15 protein-coding genes are annotated in these 23,037 nt (G+C 68.6%); 12 read left to right on the top strand and 3 right to left on the bottom strand.

The annotated features are described in order from the left end of the window. Nucleotides 1–19 precede the first annotated feature (19 nt). From atpD to QF206_RS00680, 4 genes are all read left to right on the top strand, one after another. Nucleotides 20–1,480 carry a F0F1 ATP synthase subunit beta gene (gene atpD / locus QF206_RS00665; RefSeq protein WP_281487272.1) on the top strand — a complete coding sequence of 487 codons (1,461 nt, stop codon included), beginning with the start codon at nt 20–22 and terminating at the stop codon, nt 1,478–1,480. Between the two features lie 2 nt (nt 1,481–1,482). Next, nucleotides 1,483–1,743, top strand: a complete 261-nt coding sequence (locus tag QF206_RS00670; protein ID WP_281487273.1) for a F0F1 ATP synthase subunit epsilon — start codon at nt 1,483–1,485, stop codon at nt 1,741–1,743. A gap of 137 nt (nt 1,744–1,880) precedes the next feature. Next, nucleotides 1,881–2,621: a YaaA family protein gene (locus QF206_RS00675; RefSeq protein WP_281487274.1), complete on the top strand. Its 741-nt coding sequence runs from the start codon at nt 1,881–1,883 to the stop codon at nt 2,619–2,621. 121 nt (nt 2,622–2,742) lie between these two features. Next, nucleotides 2,743–3,870, top strand: a complete 1,128-nt coding sequence (locus QF206_RS00680) for a DUF4192 domain-containing protein (RefSeq protein ID WP_281487275.1) — start codon at nt 2,743–2,745, stop codon at nt 3,868–3,870. Nucleotides 3,871–3,982: 112 nt separating this feature from the next. Here QF206_RS00680 and QF206_RS00685 read toward each other — a convergent pair whose 3' ends face one another. Genes QF206_RS00685 through QF206_RS00695 form a run of 3 tightly spaced genes read right to left on the bottom strand, consistent with a single transcriptional unit; the run spans nt 3,983 to nt 7,213 of the window. Continuing rightward, nucleotides 3,983–5,317 (bottom strand): NAD(P)/FAD-dependent oxidoreductase, encoded by a 1,335-nt coding sequence (locus QF206_RS00685; protein WP_281487276.1) that lies wholly within the window; start codon nt 5,315–5,317, stop codon nt 3,983–3,985. Between the two features lie 31 nt (nt 5,318–5,348). Next, the gene (locus QF206_RS00690) at nt 5,349–6,752 is read right to left on the bottom strand and encodes an aspartate aminotransferase family protein (protein WP_281487277.1); all 1,404 of its coding nucleotides are present in this window, start codon (nt 6,750–6,752) and stop codon (nt 5,349–5,351) included. Next, on the bottom strand, nt 6,749–7,213 hold the full coding sequence (locus QF206_RS00695; RefSeq protein ID WP_281487278.1) for an Lrp/AsnC family transcriptional regulator: 465 nt from the start codon (nt 7,211–7,213) through the stop codon (nt 6,749–6,751). Before QF206_RS00695 ends, QF206_RS00690 begins: the two co-directional genes overlap by 4 nt. Nucleotides 7,214–7,335: 122 nt before the next feature. Here QF206_RS00695 and QF206_RS00700 point away from each other — a divergent pair, with 122 nt between their 5' ends. The 8 genes from QF206_RS00700 to QF206_RS00735 all read left to right on the top strand — a co-directional run bounded on the left by QF206_RS00700 (nt 7,336) and on the right by QF206_RS00735 (nt 22,913). After that, on the top strand, nt 7,336–8,769 hold the full coding sequence (locus tag QF206_RS00700; protein ID WP_281487279.1) for an aminobutyraldehyde dehydrogenase: 1,434 nt from the start codon (nt 7,336–7,338) through the stop codon (nt 8,767–8,769). Between the two features lie 211 nt (nt 8,770–8,980). Then, nucleotides 8,981–9,769 carry a PP2C family protein-serine/threonine phosphatase gene (locus QF206_RS00705; protein WP_281487280.1) on the top strand — a complete coding sequence of 263 codons (789 nt, stop codon included), beginning with the start codon at nt 8,981–8,983 and terminating at the stop codon, nt 9,767–9,769. Between the two features lie 134 nt (nt 9,770–9,903). Beyond that, on the top strand, nt 9,904–11,307 hold the full coding sequence (locus tag QF206_RS00710; protein WP_281487281.1) for a serine/threonine-protein kinase: 1,404 nt from the start codon (nt 9,904–9,906) through the stop codon (nt 11,305–11,307). A gap of 26 nt (nt 11,308–11,333) precedes the next feature. Then, complete coding sequence (locus tag QF206_RS00715) at nt 11,334–17,189, top strand: Ig-like domain-containing protein (protein WP_281487282.1); 5,856 nt, start codon at nt 11,334–11,336, stop codon at nt 17,187–17,189. A gap of 21 nt (nt 17,190–17,210) precedes the next feature. After that, complete coding sequence (locus tag QF206_RS00720; RefSeq protein ID WP_281487283.1) at nt 17,211–18,182, top strand: AAA family ATPase; 972 nt, start codon at nt 17,211–17,213, stop codon at nt 18,180–18,182. Continuing rightward, nucleotides 18,179–19,603 carry a DUF58 domain-containing protein gene (locus tag QF206_RS00725; RefSeq protein ID WP_281487284.1) on the top strand — a complete coding sequence of 475 codons (1,425 nt, stop codon included), beginning with the start codon at nt 18,179–18,181 and terminating at the stop codon, nt 19,601–19,603. The genes QF206_RS00720 and QF206_RS00725 overlap by 4 nt, the downstream gene beginning before the upstream one ends. Before the next feature lie 65 nt (nt 19,604–19,668). Next, nucleotides 19,669–22,092, top strand: a complete 2,424-nt coding sequence (locus tag QF206_RS00730) for a transglutaminase-like domain-containing protein (protein ID WP_281487285.1) — start codon at nt 19,669–19,671, stop codon at nt 22,090–22,092. Continuing rightward, complete coding sequence (locus QF206_RS00735) at nt 22,089–22,913, top strand: zinc-ribbon domain-containing protein (protein ID WP_281487286.1); 825 nt, start codon at nt 22,089–22,091, stop codon at nt 22,911–22,913. The genes QF206_RS00730 and QF206_RS00735 overlap by 4 nt, the downstream gene beginning before the upstream one ends. Nucleotides 22,914–23,037: the final 124 nt, after the last annotated feature.

Raw genomic sequence — 23,037 nt, forward strand, 5'->3', positions numbered from 1 at the left:
AGCACAGGAGAGAGAAGACATGACTGACACCGCAACCGCGCCGGTCGCGTCGCAGACCGCTGCCGGCGTCGGCCGTATCGCCCGCGTGACCGGACCGGTCGTCGACATCGAGTTCCCGCAGGACGCGATCCCCGACATCTACAACGCGCTCACCACGCAGGTCACGATCGGCGAGCAGACGAGCCAGCTGACCCTCGAGGTTGCGCAGCACCTGGGCGACAACCTGGTGCGCGCCATCGCACTGAAGCCCACTGACGGCCTCGTGCGCGGTCAGGAGGTCACCGACACGGGTGAGGCCATCTCCGTGCCCGTCGGCGACGTGACCAAGGGCAAGGTCTTCAACGTGACCGGCGACGTGCTCAACCTCCCCGAGGGCGAGACGCTCGAGATCACCGAGCGCTGGCCGATCCACCGCAAGCCCCCGGCATTCGACCAGCTCGAGTCGAAGACGCAGCTCTTCGAGACCGGCATCAAGGTCATCGACCTGCTCACCCCGTACGTGCTCGGCGGCAAGATCGGCCTCTTCGGTGGCGCAGGCGTCGGCAAGACCGTGCTCATCCAGGAGATGATCCAGCGCGTGGCGCAGGACCACGGTGGTGTGTCGGTGTTCGCCGGCGTCGGCGAGCGCACCCGTGAGGGCAACGACCTCATCCACGAGATGGAGGAGGCCGGCGTCTTCGACAAGACCGCGCTGGTCTTCGGCCAGATGGATGAGCCGCCCGGAACGCGTCTTCGCGTCGCGCTGTCGGCGCTGACCATGGCGGAGTACTTCCGCGATGTCCAGAAGCAGGACGTGCTGCTCTTCATCGACAACATCTTCCGCTTCACGCAGGCGGGCTCTGAGGTGTCGACGCTACTCGGCCGCATGCCGTCGGCGGTGGGCTACCAGCCGAACCTCGCCGACGAGATGGGCATCCTCCAGGAGCGCATCACCTCGACGCGTGGTCACTCGATCACCTCGCTGCAGGCGATCTACGTGCCGGCCGACGACTACACCGACCCGGCCCCGGCGACCACGTTCGCCCACCTGGATGCGACGACCGAGCTCAGCCGTGAGATCGCATCGAAGGGTCTGTACCCCGCGGTCGACCCGCTCACCTCGACGAGCCGCATCATGGACCCCCGTTACCTGGGCGAGGACCACTACCGCGTCGCGACGACCGTGAAGCAGATCCTCCAGAAGAACAAGGAGCTTCAGGAGATCATCGCCATCCTCGGTGTCGACGAGCTCTCGGAGGAAGACAAGATCACGGTGTCGCGTGCGCGCCGCATCCAGCAGTTCCTCTCGCAGAACACCTACATGGCGAAGAAGTTCACCGGTGTCGAGGGCTCCACGGTGCCGCTCAAGGACACGGTCGAGTCGTTCGACGCCATCGCTCGCGGTGACTTCGACCACGTTGCCGAGCAGGCCTTCTTCAACGTCGGTGCGATCTCCGACGTCGAAGAGAAGTGGGCGCAGATCCAGAAGGAGAACGGCTGATCATGGCTCAGCTCCAGGTCAGTGTCGTCTCGGCCGACCGTGAGGTGTGGAGCGGTCCCGCTCGTCAGATCGTGGCCCGCACCACCGAGGGTGAGATCGGCATCCTCGCCGGTCACGAGCCCATGCTCGCGATCCTCTCGACTGGCGAGGTGCGCATCACCAACCTCGACGGCACCGTGTCGACCGCCAAGGCCGACGGGGGCTTCTTCTCGGTCGAGCACGACAACGTGACGATCCTGGCGGGCCAGGCCGAACTGGTCTGATCCCGCCGACGAACGGCCGGCATCCGCGTCAACGCGCTGGATGCCGGCCGTTCGCGTTCCCGGGGAGCGGTCGAGTTCCCGGGGAGCAGTCGAGTGCCCGCCCGGCATCCGGATCCGCCCGCCGGTATCCTTGTCGGGTGCTCCTGCTCCTGCCGCCCTCCGAGACCAAACGCGACGGAGGCGAGGCAGGCACCCGACTCGCTGTCGATTCGCTGGCGTTCGCTGCGCTCTCGCCTGAGCGCACCGCCGTGATCGAGGCGCTGGTCCGTCTTTGCGCTGACGACGAGGCCGCGATCGCGGCGCTCAAGCTGGGGCCGAAGCAGCGCGACGAGGTTGAGCGCAACAGGCGCCTGACCGAGGCGCCGCTGCTCGCCGCGATCGACCGGTACACAGGGGTGCTCTATGACGCGCTCGATGCTTCATCGCTCGACGCTGAGCAACGTCGCTTCGCGGGGCGGCACATCGCGATCCACTCGGCGTTGTTCGGCCCGCTCAGCGCGCTCGACGCGATCCCTCCGTACCGGCTATCGCACGACTCCCGCCTTCCCGGGATGCCGCTGAAACGTCATTGGCGTGCAGCGGTGGGGCAGGCCCTCAGCGAGGCGCACGGACTGGTGCTCGACCTGCGTTCCGAGGCGTACACCGCACTCGGTCCAGCTCCTGATGGGTCGTATTTCGTGCGGGTCGTGACCGAAGACGCAGATGGTCGCAGGCGCGCGCTCAACCACTTCAACAAGCAGGCGAAGGGCCAGTTCGTGCGCTCGATCATCGAAGCCGGCATCGAGCACACGGGCGCCGATTCCCTGCTGAGCTGGGCAGCGGATGCCGGCATCCGCATCGGCCACGGTGCGCCAGGCGAACTCGAGCTCGTCGTCTGACTCGGCGAGCGACCCGGCCGTCTTGGTCGGGGCGCTGTTCGCAACCCCTCCACAGCCCATGGTGTTGCACCGATCCCGCGACGCGCATTCACGGCCGTGAACCGTTCGCGAGAGTCGCCGGATGGAAACCATCGTCAAGGCCTCGCGTCCCGAACAACTGCTGGCGATCGTGCCGATCCTCGTCGGTGTGCAACCGGTCGAGAGCGCGGTCTTCGTCGCGTTTCGTGGCAAGCGCAGCCAGGGGGCCTTGCGAATCTCGCTTCCTCCTGATGAGCATGAGCCGGCGTCTGCCGCAGCGGCCTGGGCGATCGGCACGCTGTGCAAGGTGCGCGAGGTCGACTCGGTGGCGCTTGTGGTCTACAGCTCGACCGGCTCGGCAGGGGAGCCGGGCTCGCAACTGGTGGCTGCCGCTCTCCATGCCGCCGACAGAGCAGGCTTCGGCGTGCGCGACGCCCTCTGGGTGGGTGCGGAAGGCTGGGGCTCGTACTTCGAGCCGGAATCCGCGCCGCGGCCGCTCGCGTTGATCGACGAGGCACTGACGGAGCACCGGGCGCAGGCCGACCTGCCCGACTCCCCGAGTATCACCTCCCTCGCCGAAGTGCGGCTGCCCCCGGCCGCGTACCTCGCAGCCTTCGACGGTGCCCTCGACCGCTTCGATCCGCCGCCGTCGCTCGAGAGGGCGTGCGACGAGGTGCTGCGGATCCTCGATGAGCATTTGCAGCCGGATGCCGGGCAGCGAGAGCCGATGCCCGCAGAGCATGCCGCGGCGCTCGTCGCTCTTTCGCACAGTCCTGTGCTGCGCGATGTGATGATGCTCCACAGCGCGTTCGGCAACAGCGCGTTCGGCAACAGCGCCTTCGTCGGAAGCCGACTCGAGAGCGAGGTCCACAGCCGTGACATCGCCAGGAGCGTCCTCCCAACCTCGCACGCCGAAGACTCGGCGGCGTACGCAGAGGCTCTGGAGCAGGCGTCTCGCCTGCTGATCGGCGAGGGTCCGCGGCCTGATCGCGCTCGGCTCGGGCGCGCGATCGAGGTGTTCTCGTGGCTCGCAGGAGCCGCGAAGGAATTGGCCGCGCCCGCGCTCACCGTGCTGGCCTGGCTGCACTGGACCTGCGGGCTCGGCTCGGTCGCCGGTGAAGTGCTCGACCGCGCGAGAGAGCTCGAGCCCGACTACGGCATGGCTGAGTTGCTGGGGCAGGTGCTGCGCTCAGGGAAGCTGCCAGAGTGGGCGTTCAACCCCGATGCCTGATCGCCACGGAAGCCTTCCACCGTGCAGCGTGCTCCGCTGTGCAGCGTGCTCGTCGCGCGGCACGTTGCCGCGCGGTCGGGCGCCATCAGACTCGGTCGACCTTCGCCTCGCGTCACCCGCCTGTGAGAGGCGCGATGGCGCGGGCGATCAGCGACGGTCTGCCGGTGAGGCGCTCCTCGGCGTCCGCCAGTGCAGTCGCGACCAACCCGCCATTCGCGCCGATGAATCGCCACGGCTCGGGCTCCCACCGAGGCGACCGGTGGTCCACCCACGGCAGCCGAGTCAAGGGGTCCTCGGCATCGGTGAGCAGCGCGGCAAGCGTGCGACCCGCGATATTGGTCGTGCTGACCCCGTCGCCGACATAGCCGCCGGCGGTGGCGATTCTGCTGTCACGGTCGAACCGCACCGATGCGTGCCAATCGCGCGGCACTCCGAGCGGTCCACCCCACCGGTGCGTGATCTCTGCGCCTTTGACTGCGGGGAACAGGTCCTCGAGCGCGTGGCGCAGGTGACGGAACACGCGATCATCACGGTCGAAGGCGGGGTCGATTCGGCTGCCCCAGTGGTAGCGGGCTCCGCGGCCTCCGAAGGCGAAGCGATTGTCGGCAGTGCGCTGGCCGTACACGAGCAGGTGCCTGAAGTCGCCGAAGGTGTGACCGTGCTCGATGCCGATCTCGTCCCAGAACGCGTCCGGTAGAGGCTCGGTGGCGATCATGAGCGAGTACAGCGGCAGGGCATCGCGCTCGGTCTGGGGCACCCGCGCTCTGTATCCCTCGAGCCCGATCACGATCTGGTCGGCGGCCACGCTGCCCTCCGCCGTGCGCACGAGTCCCGGCTGCCATTCGAGCGCCTCGGTGCCCTCGTGGATGACTCCGCCGAGCCTCTCGACCCGTTCGGCGAGTCCGCGCACCAGTTTCATGGGGTGCAGCCGTGCAGTGGCGGGGTCGTGGACGGCCCGGATCGCCCTCGTCGCCCCGCGGTGCGGCACGAGTTCGAGGCGGTCGACGCCGTACTCGGCGGCTTCGGCGAGTTCCGCCTCCGCGCGCTTGGCTTGCGCACGTCCGCGCACGAAGCTCAGCGTGCCGCCTTTCACGAAATCGCAGCGGATGCCTTCGGCTTCGACGACGCGGCCCACCTCATCGACCGTGTCGAGCATCGCTTGCCGCATGGCGATGGCAGCCGAGCGGCCGTGCCTCCGCTCGAGCGCGCTCGCCGACGCGGGAAACAGTGCGGAGCACCAGCCGCCGTTCCTCCCGGAGGCGCCGAACCCGACCTGCTCGCGCTCCAGGACGCGCACACTCAACCCGGGGCGAGCCTGCAGCAAGTAATAGGCCGTCCAGAGCCCTGTGAGCCCACCGCCCACGATCGCGACATCCGCAGCGAGCTCGCCCGTGACGGCAGGACGAGCAGGAACCGAGGCCTCCACCGTGTCGTGCCAGAGCGACACGGTGGACGCCGCCTCAGTCGCGGGAGCCACGTCAGATGCGGTTTCCGGCTTCGGTGAGCACCTCGCGAAGGATGCCCTCGATCTCGTCGAACTGCTCGGGGCCGATCGTCAGCGGCGGCGCGAGTTGCACGACCGGGTCGCCACGGTCGTCGGCACGGCAGTACAGACCGGCGTCATAGAGCGCCTTCGAGAGGAAGCCTCGCAGCAGCCGCTCCGACTCTTCATCGTTGAACGTCTCCTTCGTGGCCTTGTCCTTCACGAGCTCGATGCCGAAGAAGTAGCCGGCGCCGCGCACATCGCCGACGATGGGCAGGTCGAGCAGCCGTTCGAGCGTGGCGCGGAACAGCGGCGAGTTCTCGCGCACGCGCTGATTGAGCCCCTCCTCCTCGAAGATGTCGAGGTTTTCGAGTGCCACCGCGGTCGCAACCGGGTGCCCGCCGAAGGTGTACCCGTGATAGAAGGTCGTGTCGCCATGACGGAAGGGCTCGAAGATGCGATCGGAGACGATCGTGGCACCGAGGGGAGCGTACCCGCTGGTGATGCCCTTGGCGCACGTGATCATGTCGGGCACGTAATCGAATGCATTGCAGGCGAACATCTCGCCGATACGGCCGAACGCGCAGATGACCTCATCGCTCACGAGCAGCACGTCGTACTGGTCGCAGATCTCGCGCACCCGCTTGAAATACCCGGGCGGGGGAGGGAAGCATCCGCCGCTGTTCTGCACCGGCTCGAGGAAGATGGCGGCGACCGTCTCGGGCCCCTCGAAGAGGATCATCTCCTCGATGCGGTTCGCGGCCCAGAGACCGAACTCCTCGAGCGACCCGTCGAACCCCATCTCGTGCGCGCGGTAGTAGTTCGTGTTCGGCACACGGAAGCCGCCCGGCGTGACCGGCTCGAACATCTCCTTCATGCCCGGGATGCCGGTGATCGCCAATGCACCTTGCGGCGTGCCGTGGTAGGCGACCGCCCGTGAGATCACCTTGTGCTTCATCGGACGACCGCGCAGCTTCCAGTACTGCTTCGCGAGCTTGAACGCCGTCTCGACGGCCTCGCCCCCGCCGGTGGAGAAGAACACCCGGTTCAGGTCGCCCGGCGCGTAGCCCGCGAGCCGCTCCGAGAGCTCGATCGCGGTGGGGTGGGCGTACGACCACAGCGGGAAGAAGGCGAGTTCCTCTGCCTGCTTCGCGCCCGCCTGTGCCAGCCTGCGGCGGCCGTGGCCGGCGTTCACCACGAACAGGCCGCTCAGGCCGTCGAAGTAGCGCTTACCGTCAGCATCCCAGATGTAGTGGCCGTCTCCGCGTGTGATGATGGGCACCGAGCCGCCTTGCTCGAGCACGGAGTGGCGCGCCATGTGCATCCACAGGTGGTCCTTCGCCTGCTGCTGCAGACGATCGACGTCGGTTCGAGCAGGTCCAGTCATCGTGTCGGTCATCGTGTTCCCCAGTCGTAGTGCTGTTTGTGGAGCCTCAGGTAGACGAACGTCTCGGTCGCCTGCACACCCTCGAGTGAGCGGATGCGCTTGTTCAGCAGTTCGATCAATTGGTCGTCGTTCTCGCAGACGACCTCGATCATGAGGTCGAAGGTGCCGGCGGTGAGCACGACGTAGTCGACCTCCGGAAACCGGCCCAATTGTTCGGCCAGCACTGTCGTGTCTCCGCTCGCGCGGATGCCCACCATGGCCTGACGGTAGAACCCGAGTTGCATCGGGTCTGTCACAGCCACCACTTGCATGACACCCTGGTCGGTGAGCTTCTGCACGCGTTGCCGCACCGCGGCCTCGCTGAGACCGACGGCCTTGCCGATCTCGGCGTACGACCTGCGGCCATCGCTCTGCAATTGCCGGATGATCGCTTTGGAGACGTCGTCAAGCGGCGGCGCCTTACGGGATGCCATGCGTCGATTCTGACAGTGATATACGCACATCTCAAGCGAATCAGTGTTGTTTCGGCCGGTATGCCACTGAAAACGAAGCAGTAGGTGCTCGACTTCCGCGCGGCCGCCGCTAGGGTGGCCGCATGAGCCGAATCCTTGGAAACTTCATCGGGGGTCAGAAGGTCGACGCGCTCAGCGACGAGCGGTTCGACCTCATCGATCCAGCCACCGAATCCGCCTACGCGTCATCGCCGATCAGCGGCGCTGACGATGTCGATCGCGCCTTCGCCGCGGCCGAGGCGGCGTTCCCCGAATGGCGCGACGCCACGCCCTCCGAGCGGCAGCTCGCGCTCTTCCGCATCGCGGACGAACTCGAACGGCGGGCGGACGAGTTCGCCGATCTCGAATCGCAGGACACGGGCAAGCCGCGCGCATCGCTCGTCGAGGACGAGATCATGCTCTCCGTCGATCAGATCAGATTCTTCGCCGGGGCCGCCCGGAACCTCGAAGGGCGCAGCGCGGGCGAGTACATGCGCGACCACACCTCGGTGATCCGCCGGGAGCCGATCGGCGTCGTCGCGCAGGTGACCCCCTGGAACTACCCGCTCAACATGGCCGTGTGGAAGTTCGCGCCCGCCCTCGCGGCCGGCAACACCACGGTGCTCAAGCCGAGCGATACGACGCCGCAGACCACCCTGCTGCTCGCCGAGATCGCGGCGGAGTTCCTGCCGCCCGGGGTCTTGAACGTGATCCTCGGTGACCGCAGCACGGGCGCGAAGATGATCGATCACCGCACACCGCAGCTCGTCTCGGTGACCGGATCGGTGCGCGCCGGCATGGAAGTGGCGCGGGCGGCCTCCGGAGACCTCAAGCGCGTGCATCTCGAACTCGGAGGCAAGGCACCCGTCATCGTCTTCGACGACGCGGACATCAGTCGCGCCGTCGAGGGCATCGTCTCAGCCGGGTACTTCAACGCGGGCCAGGACTGCACCGCGGCCACGCGGGTGCTCGCCCAGGCAGGCATCCATGACGAGTTCGTGGCGGCGCTCGCCGAGTACGCGACGACGAACGTCAAGACGGGCGCACCGGATGCCGAAGGCATCCTGTACGGGGCGCTCAACAACGCCGACCAATTCGCCCGGGTCACCGGCATGCTCGAAGCGCTTCCCGACCACGCGACCATTCGCGCGGGCGGGCAGCGCCAGGGCGACCGGGGCTACTTCCTGGAGCCGACCGTCGTGAGCGGGCTGCGGCACGACGACCCAGCGAGCCAGCAAGAGATCTTCGGCCCCGTGATCACCGTGCAGCGCTTCGGCGACGAGGCGGAGGCGCTCCGTTCAGCGAACGGCGTGCAGTACGGGCTCGCGTCGAGCGTGTGGACTCGCGACCACGGAAGGGCGATGCGCAGCGCCAAGGCGCTCGACTTCGGTTGCGTATGGATCAACACTCACCTGCCGGTCGTGGCCGAGATGCCCCACGGCGGCTTCAAGCACTCGGGCTATGGCAAAGACCTCTCGATGTACGGGTTCGAGGACTACACGCGCATCAAGCACGTCATGTCGTACATCGGGGAGTGACCCCTCAGAGTCGATGCACGGCCGCAGCCGAGAGCGCGCGCGCTTCGGCTCGCGCGATCTCGGCCGCTCGCCCAGTTCGTGCGTGATCACGTCGGCGGTGCGCAATAGAGTTGAAGGGCGGTCTCCGTTTCGGGACCGCCCGCTCTGCGCCATCGCCGCCGCGGCGCCCCCGCGACCATGACGGGGAGCGCCCAGACTCAGAAAGCACACCGTGACCCAGATCGGCCCCGACGTCACCGACCACCGGATCGTGCTGCCAGGTGAAGCCGGCTCGGTGACACTCTCCTGGGCGGCTGTCACCGATACCGGTCGCAAGCGCGACCACAACGAAGACAGCGTGATCGCTCAGGCGCCGATCTTCGCCATCGCCGATGGGATGGGCGGCCACTCCTACGGTGATATCGCGAGCGACGCGGTCGTCTCGCGCCTGGCCGAGCGTCTCGTCGGCACCGTCGCGACGATCAGTGAGATCGAGGAGTCGCTGGTCGCGGCATCCGGAGACATCGACAAGGCATCCGAGACAGCGCTCTTCGGTGTCGGCACCACCGTCACCGGGGCTGCCATCGTCGTGCACGAGGGCGTGCCCTCCTTCCTGGTGTTCAACGTGGGCGACAGCCGCGTCTACCTCTACGACGACGAACGGTTGCACCAGGTCACGGTCGACCACTCGGTGGTGCAGGAGATGGTCGACGCAGGGCTGATCAGCGCCGACGAGGCGGAACAGCACCCGGACAGCAACGTCATCACCCGGGCGATCGGCTTCGGCGCCGCGCCGCAGCCCGATTACTGGACGATCGCACTGCGGCCGGGCCAGCGCCTCCTGGTGTGCTCCGACGGGCTGACGAAAGAGGTGCCGTTCGGGCGCCTCGAGAGCAGGCTCGCCGAGCGTGGCGCTGCGGCGGACACCGCCCGCGCACTGGTCGAAGAGGCGCTCGAGCACGGCGGCCGCGACAACGTCACGCTCATCCTGGTCGACGTCGCCGAGGTCGCCGAGGCGTAGTTCCGCTCGGATGCCTCCGCGGGCTCTGGCCGACGCGCGGCCCACGCCCCTTCGGGGGCCAGAAGGGTGCGCGCGAGAGAAGCCGCTGCCTACAATTGGCACCATCGAGGCCGGCTTACCCGGGGGGAGGGGCATTGACTCGACGGCTCCCGTCACAACCCCCGGTGCTCCCCGGTTTCTCGTACCTGCACGCCCTTGGTTCGGGCGGCTTCGCCGACGTGTTCCTCTACGAGCAGGGGATGCCGCGTCGGAAGGTCGCCGTGAAAGTGCTGCTCAGCGAGGTCGTCGACGAGAACGTGCGCCGCATGTTCCAGTCCGAGGCGAATCTCATGGCGCAGCTGAGCTCTCATCCGTCGATCCTCACCGTCTACCAGGCGAGCGTCGCATCCGACGGCCGTCCGTATCTGGTCATGGAGCTCTGCTCGGGAGCGCTGGCCGAGCGCTATCGACGGGCGCCCCTGTCGGTGCTCGAAGCACTGCGTATCGCGATCCGAATCGGCAGCGCGGTGGAGACCGCTCACCGGGCCGGGGTTCTGCATCGCGATATCAAGCCGTCGAACATCCTGCTCACCGCGTATGGTCACCCCGTGCTCGCAGACTTCGGTATCGCGGCTTCGCTGAGCGAACTGGCGAACGACGAGCTCGTCGGCATCAGCATTCCCTGGTCGGCGCCCGAGGTGCTCGCTGAGGAGACCGCCGGTTCGATCGCAAGCGAAGTGTGGGCTCTCGGCGCCACCGTGTACTCGCTGCTCGCCGGGCGCTCGCCGTTCGAGATTCCAGGTGAGCAGAACGGAGCCAACGAACTCAGGGCACGCATCGCGCGAGCAAAGCTACCGCCGCTCGGCAGACCCGACGCCCCAGCGAGCCTCGAGGCGGCACTCAAGCGCTCGATGTCGCGCCGTCCCGAGCAGCGTCAACGGAGCGTGCTCGAGCTGGTGCGCGACTTCCAGGCTGCGGAGCGCGAGCTCGGCGGCGAGGCCACCCCGATCGACGTCGCGATGGACGACTGGGCGCTGGCATCCATCGCCGAACTCGACGACCGCACGCTCGTGCGCGGCAACGGCGGCCGTGCCGTGGCCGGCGGCCGTCGCCGTCGCCGAAGCGGCTCCCCCTCCGTGGCGACGCTCGTGCGCCACTCATCCGACACGCACGCGCCCGGCACCGGCCCATCGCCCGAGCAGCGCCGCAACCAACTGCTCACCTGGCTCCTCGCAACGGTCGCGATCGTGCTCATCGCCGTCGGCACCGTCGCGACCATGTCGCTCATCAGGGCGAAGCCCGGTGAGATACCCCGCGTCGCCAACATCGGAGCCGAACGGTCCGCAGACTCGGTGCGCTTCAATTGGGCGGATCCGGGGATGACGAACGCCGACCAGTACTCCGTGCACCTCGGCGACAACCCGCCCGTGATGCAGCGCACGAACGAGTTCATCGTCGACGCGCAGCCGGGTGAACGCGTCTGCCTGATGGTCGTGGTCAACCGCGACGGCCGGAACGGGGAGCCGTCCGACCAGAAGTGCGTTGAGCTCCCTGAGTGACGCTGCAGGATGAGTGATTCCGCCGCATGATCGACAAGTCCTGGTTCACGGCGAGGCGGCGCGGGATCGCGACGATCCTGAGCGCCTCGCTGATCGCTGGGGCGATCACGGGCGCGGCGGTGCTCTCGGACGGATACTCGGCGCAGCAACTCGACCTCGACCACGCTTCGGTCTGGGTCTCGAACAGTGAGCAGCAGGTCATCGGCCGACTGAACACGCAGCTCCCGGCACTGGACACCGCAGTCGAGCTCGACGCGCCGGCCACTCGCATCCTCCAGACGCCGTCAGCGCTGCTCGTGGCCGACAGCGCCAATGCGAGGCTCGACGTGATCGACCCGGCGACTGCGGAGCCGGCGGAGAGCGTCGCACTCCCTCCACAGGCGCCTGAGCTCGCCATCGCGGGAGAGACGCTCGCCGTGCTCGCAAGCGACACGGGAGAGCTGTGGCTCCACCCAGTGCAGGATGCCGGCGGCTTCGATTCGACGGATCCGCCGTCCCTCAGCCTCGGAGCGGGGTCTATGCTCGCCGCATCCGATGGGGGAGCGGTCATCGTGCTCACGCCGGAAGGCGGTCGGCTGAACGTCATCGACGGCTCGTCCGGCGCTCTCGAGGAACGCATCGACCTCCCGCTCGAGGGGCAGGGCGACTATCAGCTCGCGGTGATCGGCGACGGCTGGGCGGTGCTGGATCGCGGCGAACGCGTCCTGTTCGTGCCCGGAGGGCGCATCGATCTGCAAGACGTGCTGGCGCCGGCATCCATCGCTCAGCTGCAGTCGTCGTCGGCGTCAGGCGACCACGCCCTCATCGCCACCGGCGACGCCATCATCAGTGTGCCGCTCGGGGGCGGTTCGCCGCGCCAGGAGGAGATCGCGGTGGTCGGGGCTCCAGCCAGGCCGGTCGTCGTCGAATCCTGCTCGTTCGCGGCGTGGAGCGGCGGCGCGTTGTGGCGCGACTGCGGTGGTGGGGCGAACGAGATCCTGCCGCTCGAAGGCATGTCCGGTCGAGCCGCGCTCGAGTTCGCGGTGAACGGCGACCATGTCGTGCTGAACGATACGGAGGGCGGCGCCAGCTGGGCGGCGCAGGCCCGAGGAGAACTCGTCGACAATTGGGACGGGCTGGTTCACGAGCGCGAGGAATCGGAGTCGCCTCAGCCCGATGACGCGCAGTCCCCGCCGGAGCTCGAGCGCACCCAGCGGGCACCGGTCGCTGTCGATGACGAGTTCGGCGTCCGCCCGGGGCGCACGACGGCGTTACCGGTGCTGCTCAACGATTACGACGCCAACGGCGATGCGCTGGTGATCGACTCCGTCGCCCAGATCGACGAGACGCTCGGCCGGCTCGAACTGGTCGCGGAGCGCCAGCGTGTGCAGCTCATGCTCGTGCCGGACGCGCAGGGCGTGTTCTCCTTCTCCTACACGATCAGCGACGGACGAGGCGGCACCGCGTCGGCGACGGTCACCGTCACAGTTCGGGCTCCCGGTGAGAACTCGCCCCCGATTCAGGTCCGCAGCAGCACCGCCGTCGTCGAGACCGGGGGCGCGGCGACGGTCAATGTGCTGGGCGACTGGGTCGATCCTGATGGCGACCCGGTGTATCTGGTGTCGGCGTCCACGGCGGCCCCCGACACAGTGACCCATCGGCCCTCAGGGTCGGTCATCTTCAGCGAGCGCGGTGGCGTGGGCGCTGTGCGAACGGCCGCGCTGGTCGTATCGGACGGGCTCGCGGAGGCGGCCGGCGCACTGACCGTCGAGGTTCATCCCTCTTCATCGACGCCGCTGAACGCCGAGTCGTTCGCCGTGATCGCAACCGCAGGAGATCCGGTCACCGTCGCCCCTCTCTCTCATGTGCGCGGCGGCAGCGGCACAGTGCGACTGAACGCCGTGCCAGCCCGTCCCGGATCAGTGATCTCGCCCGATTTCGACAAGGGCACGTTCAGCTTCCGAAGCGAGCAGGTGCGCACCCACCTCGTCGAATACGTTGTCGCCGACGCCAACGGCACCGCCTCGGGAGTGGTGCGGATCGAAGTGCAGCCCAGGCCGGATGCCGGTGCGAAACCGATCACGGTGCCGAAGACGCTGTTCGTGCGCACCCTCTCCAGTCAGGCGATCGATGTCACGCTCACCGACGTCGACCCGGCGGGTGGCGTGCTGCTGCTCACGGCGATCGAGGAGACGCCGGCAAGCGCCGGCATCCGAGCCGAGATCGTGGAACAGCGGGCGGTGCGTGTGACGCTCACGGCTCCGCTGACCGGCGGCACCGCGCAACTCGGCTACACCGTGTCGAACGGGGTCGCCTCAGCCGAGGGCACGGTCACGATCATCGAGATCCCACCGCCGCAGAGGCCGCAAGTGCCGGTTGCTGTCGACGATGTTGCGGATGTCCGCGTTGGAGCGGCCATCGACATTCCGGTGCTCGCCAACGACTATCACCCCGACGGCGACTCGATCACGCTCTCGCCTCAGCTCGTGCAGGAAGTCGGGACCGGCGGCGGCCTGCTGTTCGTCTCCGGCTCTGTGCTGCGGTATCTCGCGCCCGCAGTGCCCGGCGTCTATACCGCGGTATATGAGATCACAGGACCCGGAGGAGGCGCGGCCCAGGCGCAATTGACGCTCAATGTGCGAGAGGTCGTCGACACGTCGAACCGAGCGCCCTCGCCTCGTACGGTCACCGCGCGCGCCTTCGCCGGCGACGAGATCGAGATCGCCATCCCCTTGGAGGGGATCGACCCCGACGGCGACCCGGTGCAGCTGCTCGGGCAGGAGACGAGCCCGGAGCGCGGCGCCGTGACGGCAGTGGGCGACTCGTCGTTCACCTACCGGGCTGGAGACTACTCCGCCGGCACGGATGAGTTCCGGTACACAGTGGCTGATGGGCTTGGTGCACGAGCTACCGGGCTCGTGAGGGTGGGAATCGTGCCCCGCACGGGTGCTCTGCCCGCGCCCGTCGCGGTGGAGGATCACGTCGCCGTGCGCCCGGGTCGAAGCGTGCTCGTGCCCGTGCTCGAGAACGACATCGACCCAGCAGGCACCGAACTCGTCGTCGTGGCTGCGGAACCCGGCGAGGCCACGGTCCAAGCGGAGATCGTCGAGGGCGACGCGGTGCGGGTGACGCCTCCGGACCGCGCCGGTCGCTACGGCGTCGTGTACACCATCGAGAATCGTTTCGGCGGGCGAAGCTCCAACTACATCACGGTGGTCGTCGATCCAGAAGCGCCGCTCGCCCGGCCGGTCGTGCGCGACACCGCGCTCGAGCTCGCCGACATCCTCGACCGTGACGAGGTCGACGTGGATGTGCTCGCCAATGTGTTCTTCGCCGACGGCCCCGTCTCGCAATTGCGGCTCTCGCTCGTTCCAGGGTTCTCGGCGAACGCAGAGATCACGGATGACGGCACCGTGCGAGTGGCCGTCGCTCAGCGACGCCAAGTGATCCCGTTCGCCGTCGCCCACCCAGCCGACACCTCGATCGTCAGCTACGCCTTCATCAAGGTGCCCGGTCTCGCCGATGCCCTGCCGCAGCTCGACCGCACGGCGCCTCCACTCACCGTCGTGAGCGGAGACGAGCTCATCGTGCCGCTGAACGACCGAGTCATCTCCGTCGGCGGCAGCGTGCGGATCACCGACACCGCCAGAGTGGTTGCCACGCACTCCGACGGATCGAATCCGGTCGTCGATTCCGAGACGCTCCGCTTCGTGTCGGCGCCCCTGTACTTCGGCCCGGCGTCGATCACGGTCGAGGTCACCGACGGCAGGCGCGCAGACGATCCCGAAGGCCGTGTTGCGACGCTCGTCGTGCCGATCACGGTGATGCCGCAAGAGAACCAGCCTCCGCAGTTCAGAGGCGCCCTCGTCGACTTCGAGCCGGGCCAGGAACGCACATTCGACCTCCTGCGCCTCACCACGTACCCGTACCCCCACGACCTCGGCGAGCTCCGGTTCTCGATCCTCGACCCCCGACCGAGCGGGTTCGACGTATCGCTGTCGGAGCGCACGCTGACCGTCCGCGCACACGAGTCGACTCCCAAGGGAACCGCTGCGGCGGTGTCGATCGGCGTTGCGGACGCCGCCGCGGACGGCACTTCGGGGCGCATACGAATGCGAGTCGTCGCGTCGAGTCGGCCACTTGCGAAGCCCGCTCCCGACACCGCGACCGTCAAACGCGGCGGCTCGACGTCGGTCGACGTGCTCGCCAACGACTTGGCGGGCAACCCGTTCCCGGGCTCTCCGCTCACCGTGACCGCCATCCGCGGGATCGACGGCGCCTCGCTCCCGGCCGGAATCACGGTCGCGCCCGGCGGGGGCGGCAGCGTGCTCGCCGTCTCGGCGTCGGCCCAGGGCGAACCGATCGACGCGACCCTCCAGTATCGAGTCGAAGACGCGACCCGCGACCCAGAACGGGCAGTATGGGGCACCGTCACGATCTCCGTGCAGGACGTTCCGGGTTCGATGACGCCGCCGGTGCGTGCCGCAGGTGCGCATCAGGACGGATCGCTCACCCTGCAGTTGACCGCGCCTCCGGCGAACAACTCGCCCATCGTGCGATACGAGGTGTCGAGCAACAGCAATGGCGGATACCGACACGATTGCGGTGCGACGCTGCGCTGCACCCTCACCGACCTGGTGCCGGGGGCACGGTACGAGTTCGTCGTGGTAGCGGTGAACGGCATCGGAGCCTCCCAGCCGAGTGCCGCCAGTGCGCCGCTCGGCTCGGACTATCTGCCCGCCGCCCCCGCGAGAGTCACCGCGACGGCGACCGCTGCAGCGCCCTCCGGAGGCGCTGTCGACGTGTCGTGGGCCGCCGTCCCCGACCCCTCGCCGGGCTCCGCAGTGATCGACTATGTGATCATCGCCACTGGGGCAGATGGCCATGTCGTGCGGCGCGAGGCACCGCGTGGTACGACGGCAACGAATATGGTGCTGCGACCGGGCGTCGACTACACCGTGACCGTGCATGCGCGCAACGGTGCGCATGCGGGGGCCGAGGAGTGGCGCCGGGGTTCCGCTGTGGTGCGACCGGTCGGCCCGCCGTCCCCGACCGAGCCGGCGCCGAGCGCCGCATCGTTGCCCGACGGCTCGGGCCGGATCGTTGTGCAATGGGGTCCCAGCCGTCCGAACGGCGCGGCATCCGTGACGTACTCCGTCGCCCGCTTCGATGCCGGTGCGGCCCTGCCGGCGGCGTGCAGCCCGGGTTCTGCGAAGCCGGGCCAGATCTCAGGCGCCGCGGTCAGTTCCGGCTGGGTGGACTCGGACACCTCCGATGGCGCGGGCTACCGCTATGTCGTGTACTCGGACAACGGGCTCTACTGCACCGTGTCGGCCAGCCCGCCGGTCGAGTCCAAGCGGCCGCCGGGAGAGGGCCGTGGCTCGGTCAGCGTGCAGGCCCATGGCGACACCGGCCAGTTCGACGTGCGTGTCGACGCGCTCGGCGTGGCGAGCGGAACCGCCGTGCGATACGAGGCCCGACTCGGTGGGGGAGCGTGGCGCCCGGTGGCGGTCGGCGATTGGCTCACCTCGGCTGCGGATGCTTCCGTGTACGGAGTCGCTCAGCGCGTTGAGATCCGCGGATGCCGCGACTCCGGCTCGCAATTCTGTGGTGCCGCGTCGAGTCCCATGAGCGTGACACCGGTGAACACTCGCGTGGCGAGCATGACGACGTGCACGCCGGGCGAACTTCCGGTCGCAGCCCCGCCGGCAAATGCCAATTCCGGGCAGGTGACCTATCGCTTCAGCTACGCCGACGCGCAGGGCGTGTTCGGTGCGTTCGCCTTCGACGAGCGCGACCGAGTCCCGGTCGGTGCAACGCAGGTGAGGGTTCGGGCTACGGTGTCGCTCGGCGGCGAGCGGTACACCGACCCCGCCTTCGGAGGCGCGTTCGCATGCCAGTGATCACCACGACAAGGAGACCGAGTGACGACGACAGCTGAGCAGGCCGCATGGTTCGCCGACACCTTCGGCAGGCTCGTCACGAACGTCGAACGGGTGCTGCTCGGCAAGTCGCATGTGATCCGCCTGGCCTTCGTCGCGCTCATCAGCGAGGGACACCTGCTCATCGAGGATTACCCCGGCACGGGGAAGACCTCGCTCGCTCGAGCAATGGCTCAGTCGGTGCGCGGGACCAACTCGCGGATCCAATTCACCCCCGATCTCCTTCCCGGCGACATCACCGGTGTGAGCATCTATGACCAGCGCGCCCGCGAGTTCGAGTTCCATCGCGGGCCGGTCTTCGCCAACATCGTGCTCGCGGACGAGATCAACCGCGCGAGCCCCAAGACACAGGCCGCGCTGCTTGAAGTGATGGAGGAGTCACGGGTCACCGTCGACGGCGAGTCGCACCCCGTGCCTCGGCCCTTCATGGTCATCGCCACCCAGAACCCCATCGAGCAGGCGGGTACCTACCGCCTCCCCGAAGCGCAGCTCGACCGGTTCATCATGAAGACCACCATTGGCTACCCCGACCACGCCTCGACGATGCGCATCCTGGGCGATGCCGCCATCCGGGCGCACGACACTGAGGTGCCGGAGATCGTCACCGCCGAGGTCGTCGCTGAGATGGCGGGGCTCGCAAGAGGAGTGCATGTCGATGTCTCGATCAATGACTACGTCTCTCGCCTGATCGATGCCACTCGCGGCGCCGAGGAAGTGCGCCTCGGGGTCAGTGTGCGGGGTGGGCTCGCCCTGGTGCGATGCGCACGCGCGCTCGCGGCCGCGAACGGCCGCCATTACGTGGTGCCTGACGACATCAAGCAGCTCGCCGATCCGGTTCTCGCGCACCGACTCGTGCTCGACGCCGAGGCGGAGTTCGACGGGGTAAGTGCCTCGAGCGTCATCGCGCAGGTCGTGCTCGAGACACCGCCCCCGAGTGAACGGCAATCGGGGTGACGCCGCACCGCTCGGCCACCCGCAGCGAATGGGGCACCTCCGCTGCCGCTGCCGATGTTGATCCGGGGGACTACGCGACCGCCACCGCGGCGATCGGCAATCGGCGGGAGCGGATCGTCGGCTCCCGCACAGGGCCGATCGCAGATGCGGTCGTGGCCAGCGCGCGATTCCTCCAATCATTGCGAGCAGCAGCTGACGCGGTCATCCACCGATTGCGAGCGGGTGTGACACCGCTCGGCTGGTCATTCGCGGCCATCACACCGTTCGCGCTCGCCGGAGGGTATCTCCTGGGCATCGTCGAACTCGTACTGCTCGGCGCGGCCGGCCTGGTGCTCCTTGCTACGGCCACCGCCTACCTCATCGGCCGCGCGCCGCTGCGTCTGGAACTGCGGCTTGCGCGTGACCGCATCGTGGCCGGCGAGGTCGCCAAGGGCACGATCACCGCTACCAGCACCGCTCGCCGGCACGGCTCGGTCATCGTCGAGATCCCAGTGGGAGAGGGCCTCAGCGAGGTGATCATCCCGCCCGTCGGGCCGGGGGTCCGGCAGCACCAGGAGTTCACGATCGGGATCCGCGATCGCGGTGCATACGAAATCGGTCCGGCGCGAACGATTCGTGCTGACCCTTTTGGACTGGTGCGCCGCGAGCTGGAGTGGGGAGCACCGCAGCTTCTCCGTGTGCACCCCCGAACCATCGCGGTGCCGGCGACCAGCTCAGGCCTCATCCGCGACCTCGAGGGGAACCCGACGCGGGATCTCTCTTCGAGCGACATCTCGTTCCACGCTCTGCGCGAGTACGTGGCCGGCGACGAGCGCCGCAACATCCACTGGAAGGCGAGCGCGCGCACCGGAACCTTCATGGTCCGCGAATTCGAGCAGACCCGGCGCAGCCGGATCATCGTGGCGCTCAGCCTCGCACAGGCCGACTTCGCCGACGAAGCGGAGTTCGAACTCGGCGTCAGCACAGCAGCGAGCCTCGGAGTGAGAGCGGTGCGCGACGGCCGTGACCTCTCAGTGATGGTGAGCGCTCTCACGCCGGAGTACGCCAAGCGCCGGGTGGCCGAGGTGCGCACGTTGCCGAGCACCACACCCGTGCGCCTGCTCGACGAGTTCGCCGCCGTGGGGGCTGCCCTGACGGCGCTCCCCATCGCCGACCTGGCCAGAGCCATCGGTGATCGCGCCACCGATACCTCGGTGGTGTTCCTCGTTGTGGGCTCCACACCCACGCTTCGAGCGCTCCGCGGTGCTGCGGCGCGCTTTCCCCTCGGCGTGCAGGTCATCGTCGTCGTGTGCGAGCCGGAGGCCGTGCCGGGCATCCGGAGCGCAAACGGAATGACAGTTCTCACCATCGGGCACCTCGATGACCTGAAGTCGGCCCTGTCGAGGTCACTGGCCTCGGCCCGAACCGCACGCCTGCCATGAGGTCGAGCACCCGACCCCCGCGATCCGCCGGCCAGAAACGGAACGCCCTGGTCGCACTCGTCGCAGTGACGGCCGCGACCGGGATAGCACTGTGCAGTTGGTGGCCGATCTACCGGGCCCCGGCGTTCGTCGTCATGGCGGCGGCGACGATCCCGGCGGCGCTCGCCGTCGCGTACGCGGGGTACCGCTGGAAGCTCGGCACGGCCGCGCTGACGATCACGGCATCCCTCGTCTTCCTCATCATCGGCGTGCCGCTCGCCGTACCTGACCGCGCGACAGCAGGACTGCTCCCTTCCGCGCGAGGCATCGTGGAACTGCTCGCCGCAGTTCCGCTCGGCTGGAAACGCCTGCTGACGATCTCGCTGCCTGTCGGCGAGTACCAGGCGCTGCTCGTGCCCGCCATGGTGTCGACGCTCTGCGCCGCACTGCTGGCAGCCACCATCGCGCTCCGCAGCCGGAGGCCTGAGCTCGCGATGCTTCCCTCGATCGCGCTCGCGGGTCTCGGCATCGCCTTCGGCCCCGAGTCGGCGTGGATGCCGGCAATCGTCGTGCTCGGATTGCTCGCCGTCTGCCTGCTCTGGTTCATGTGGTGCCGACGGGAACGGCGTCGCGCCGCGCTCGCGGTGCTGGCCGCAGGAGGAGCGTCTGCGGAGGCGGCGCCGGGCGACGGGGTGGAGGCCAAGGCGGCACCGGAGAGGAGCGCAGCGGCACTCGCGGGAACCGGCGGGGGCTCATTGCTCGGCGCAGGCGCGGTGTTCGCCGTGGCTTCGCTCGCCGCGCTCGGCCTGGTCGTGCTCGCGCCCCCGGCATCCGATCGCACCGTGGCGCGCACCATCGTCGAGCAGCCCTTCGACCACAGCCGATTCGTCAGCCCCCTCGTCGGATATCGCACGAACCTTCAACCTGAGCGCAGTCGAGAGGTGCTGTTCACGGTGCGGGGGCTTCCAGAAGACGCGCGAGTGCGGTTGACCGCGCTCGATCGCTGGGACGGCGTCGTGTACGGCCTCGCCGATACGGCAAGGAATCCGGGAAACGCATTCGAACGGTTTCCCTACCGGGTCGAGCGCGAGAGCGCGGGCAGTCGCTTCCGGGTGGAGGTGGAGATCGGGGAGTACACGGGACCTTGGCTGCCGACAGTCGGGGTGCTGGAGTCGTTCGAGGCGATCGAGCCGCGCGCTCTCGCCGACCGCTTCTACTACGGCGAGGGGGCTCGCGCGGCGGCGGTCACCGGCACGCTGCAACGCGGTACGGCGTACCGCATGGAGTGCGTGCTCCAGGCGCAGCCTCGTGGGTCCGAACTGGCTGCAGTGACGCCGGGCACGGCGTTCCTCCCCGACTCCGCGACGCCCCCCGCAGCGCTGACTGCCTGGCTCGATGAGGCGGTCGGGGCGATCGAGCGGCCTGGCGCAAGACTCTTCGCGGCGATGGCCGAGCTGCGTCGGCAGGGGTACGTCAGCCATGGTCTCGAAGGCGAAGCGCCGAGCCGTTCCGGTCATTCCGCCGACCGCATCGGGGAACTCTTCACCGCGCGACCCATGGTCGGCGACGCTGAGCAATACGCGGTCGCGGCGGCGCTCATGGCGCGCCAGATCGGGTTCCCCGCCCGAGTGGTGGTGGGCTTCGCACCGATCAGCGCGCCAGGCGACGGCGTGATCGCTGTGACGGGCGAGGACGCGACCGCGTGGATCGAGGTGGACACCGCCGAATTCGGTTGGGTGGCCATCGACCCGAATCCCGACCCTCGTCCAGTGCCCGAGCGCGAGCCCCAGCCGCAGCCCGAAACGTCGCATCCGCGCAGCGTCGTTCCGCCCCCAGATGAGCAGGACCCGCCCGTTCCAGAGGTGCAGACGCCATCCGCCGAGCAGTTCGATCAGCCCTCTGCCGATGCCTGGCTCGGCGTGCTGCTCGGAGTACTGCGATCGGTTGGTGCCGTGCTCGTGCTCGCGCTGGTCGTGCTCGCGCCCCTCGCCGCTGTCGCGCTCATGAAGGCGCGGCGCAGGCGCGCGCGGCGCCGAGCGCCAACGCCCGCCGCTCAGATCGACGGAGCATGGCGCGAGTTCGAAGACGCGCTCATCGACCATGGGTTCTCATTGCCCGCAAGCGCCACCCGCAGCGAAGTCGCGGTGGCCGCCGGGTCTGCCACCGCCGCAGCGCTCGCGTATGCGGTCGACCGCGCCGAATTCGCGCCAGAAGCGCCTGCGGAGGACCATGCGGCGAGCGTTTGGCATGCGGTCGATGTGCTGCGTGCAGAACTGAATGAGGCGCGGAATCGGAGAGAGCGGTTGCGAGCGCTGGCCTCTCCGGCGAGCCTCCGCCGCGCTCGCCCGGGCTCATCCAAGCGCGCGCGTGAAGCCGACGAGCGCTCCACACCCGGCGCCCCGACGCCGGGCCGTTCCAGCGTCGATCGTTATAGTGGCAAACGCGTGCGCCGCACGCCTGCGCGCGGAACTGGCGGGCGGCGCGAAGAAGCGGGGGAGGCAGTGTCATGACGACCGCGGGCATGGTGTGCGAGCGGTGCGGCGCCGAGTTGCCGTCGACGGCCATGTTCTGCGGTGAGTGCGGCGCAACCGTCACCGCTCCGGCTCGCAATCGGGCCGCGGCCGCCGCAGCGCTTCACTGCGACGCCTGTGGCCAGGCGATGGGGCCCAACGACATCTTCTGCGCTCAGTGCGGGCACGTCGCCTCCTCGGTCACGGAAGCGTGGTCGATGGATGCCGGGGCGGCCGGTCGAGCGCGGCAACCGGGGCAGGGAGACCTCTCCGCTCGAGCCGCTGACGGCGGCCGTGCGGCCGCGACGGCCGGCTCACTGCCGACGATCGTTGAGCCCGGTCCGACCCTTCCGAGCGCTGGTGTATCGAGCGACACGATGCCCGTCGCGGGTGACGCGTTGGAGCGCCCTGTTGCAGCGGGCCCGCACGGATTCGCACCGCCGGGCGATCCAGTCGAGCACGACGCGACCCGTGTCGTGCGAAAGGCCTCGCGCCTGGCGAGCTTCGTGCTGCAGTTCAGCACTGGAGAGCAGTTCACTGTCACAGGACGGGGTCTCATCGGACGCAACCCGCAGCCTGAGCCGGCAGAGCACGTTGAGCATCTGGTGGTCATCCGCGATCCCGCCCGTTCAGTATCGAAGACCCACCTCGAGTTCGGGCAGGAGGATGGCGGGTTCTGGGTGCTCGACCGGTTCTCCGGCAACGGCTCCGTGGTGCGCGTGCCGGATGCCGAGCCTCGCCGATGCGAGGGCGGAAAACGGTACGCGGTGCCCCGCGGAACCCGAGTGGACATCGGCGACCAGTTCTTCGTGATCAGCTAGGCGCCCCTTCTCCGGCGGGAAGCCTCGCTCGCGACCTCGCGCGTTCGACGTCTGGCGCAAGGTCCACCGGCGGTGAGAGCGCCCGCGCCGATGGCAAGCGGTGCCCTCCACATCCGCCGGCTGG

This window comes from Ruicaihuangia caeni, from assembly GCF_029952955.1.
Taxonomy (GTDB): domain Bacteria; phylum Actinomycetota; class Actinomycetes; order Actinomycetales; family Microbacteriaceae; genus Ruicaihuangia; species Ruicaihuangia caeni.

Coding starts and splice junctions, on each gene's coding strand:
- atpD (WP_281487272.1), top strand. CDS start 20: ATGACTGACACCGCAACCGCGCCGGTCGCGTCGCAGACCGCTGCCGGC.
- QF206_RS00670 (WP_281487273.1), top strand. CDS start 1,483: ATGGCTCAGCTCCAGGTCAGTGTCGTCTCGGCCGACCGTGAGGTGTGG.
- QF206_RS00680 (WP_281487275.1), top strand. CDS start 2,743: ATGGAAACCATCGTCAAGGCCTCGCGTCCCGAACAACTGCTGGCGATC.
- QF206_RS00690 (WP_281487277.1), bottom strand. CDS start 6,752: ATGACCGACACGATGACTGGACCTGCTCGAACCGACGTCGATCGTCTG.
- QF206_RS00695 (WP_281487278.1), bottom strand. CDS start 7,213: ATGGCATCCCGTAAGGCGCCGCCGCTTGACGACGTCTCCAAAGCGATC.
- QF206_RS00700 (WP_281487279.1), top strand. CDS start 7,336: ATGAGCCGAATCCTTGGAAACTTCATCGGGGGTCAGAAGGTCGACGCG.
- QF206_RS00715 (WP_281487282.1), top strand. CDS start 11,334: ATGATCGACAAGTCCTGGTTCACGGCGAGGCGGCGCGGGATCGCGACG.
- QF206_RS00735 (WP_281487286.1), top strand. CDS start 22,089: ATGACGACCGCGGGCATGGTGTGCGAGCGGTGCGGCGCCGAGTTGCCG.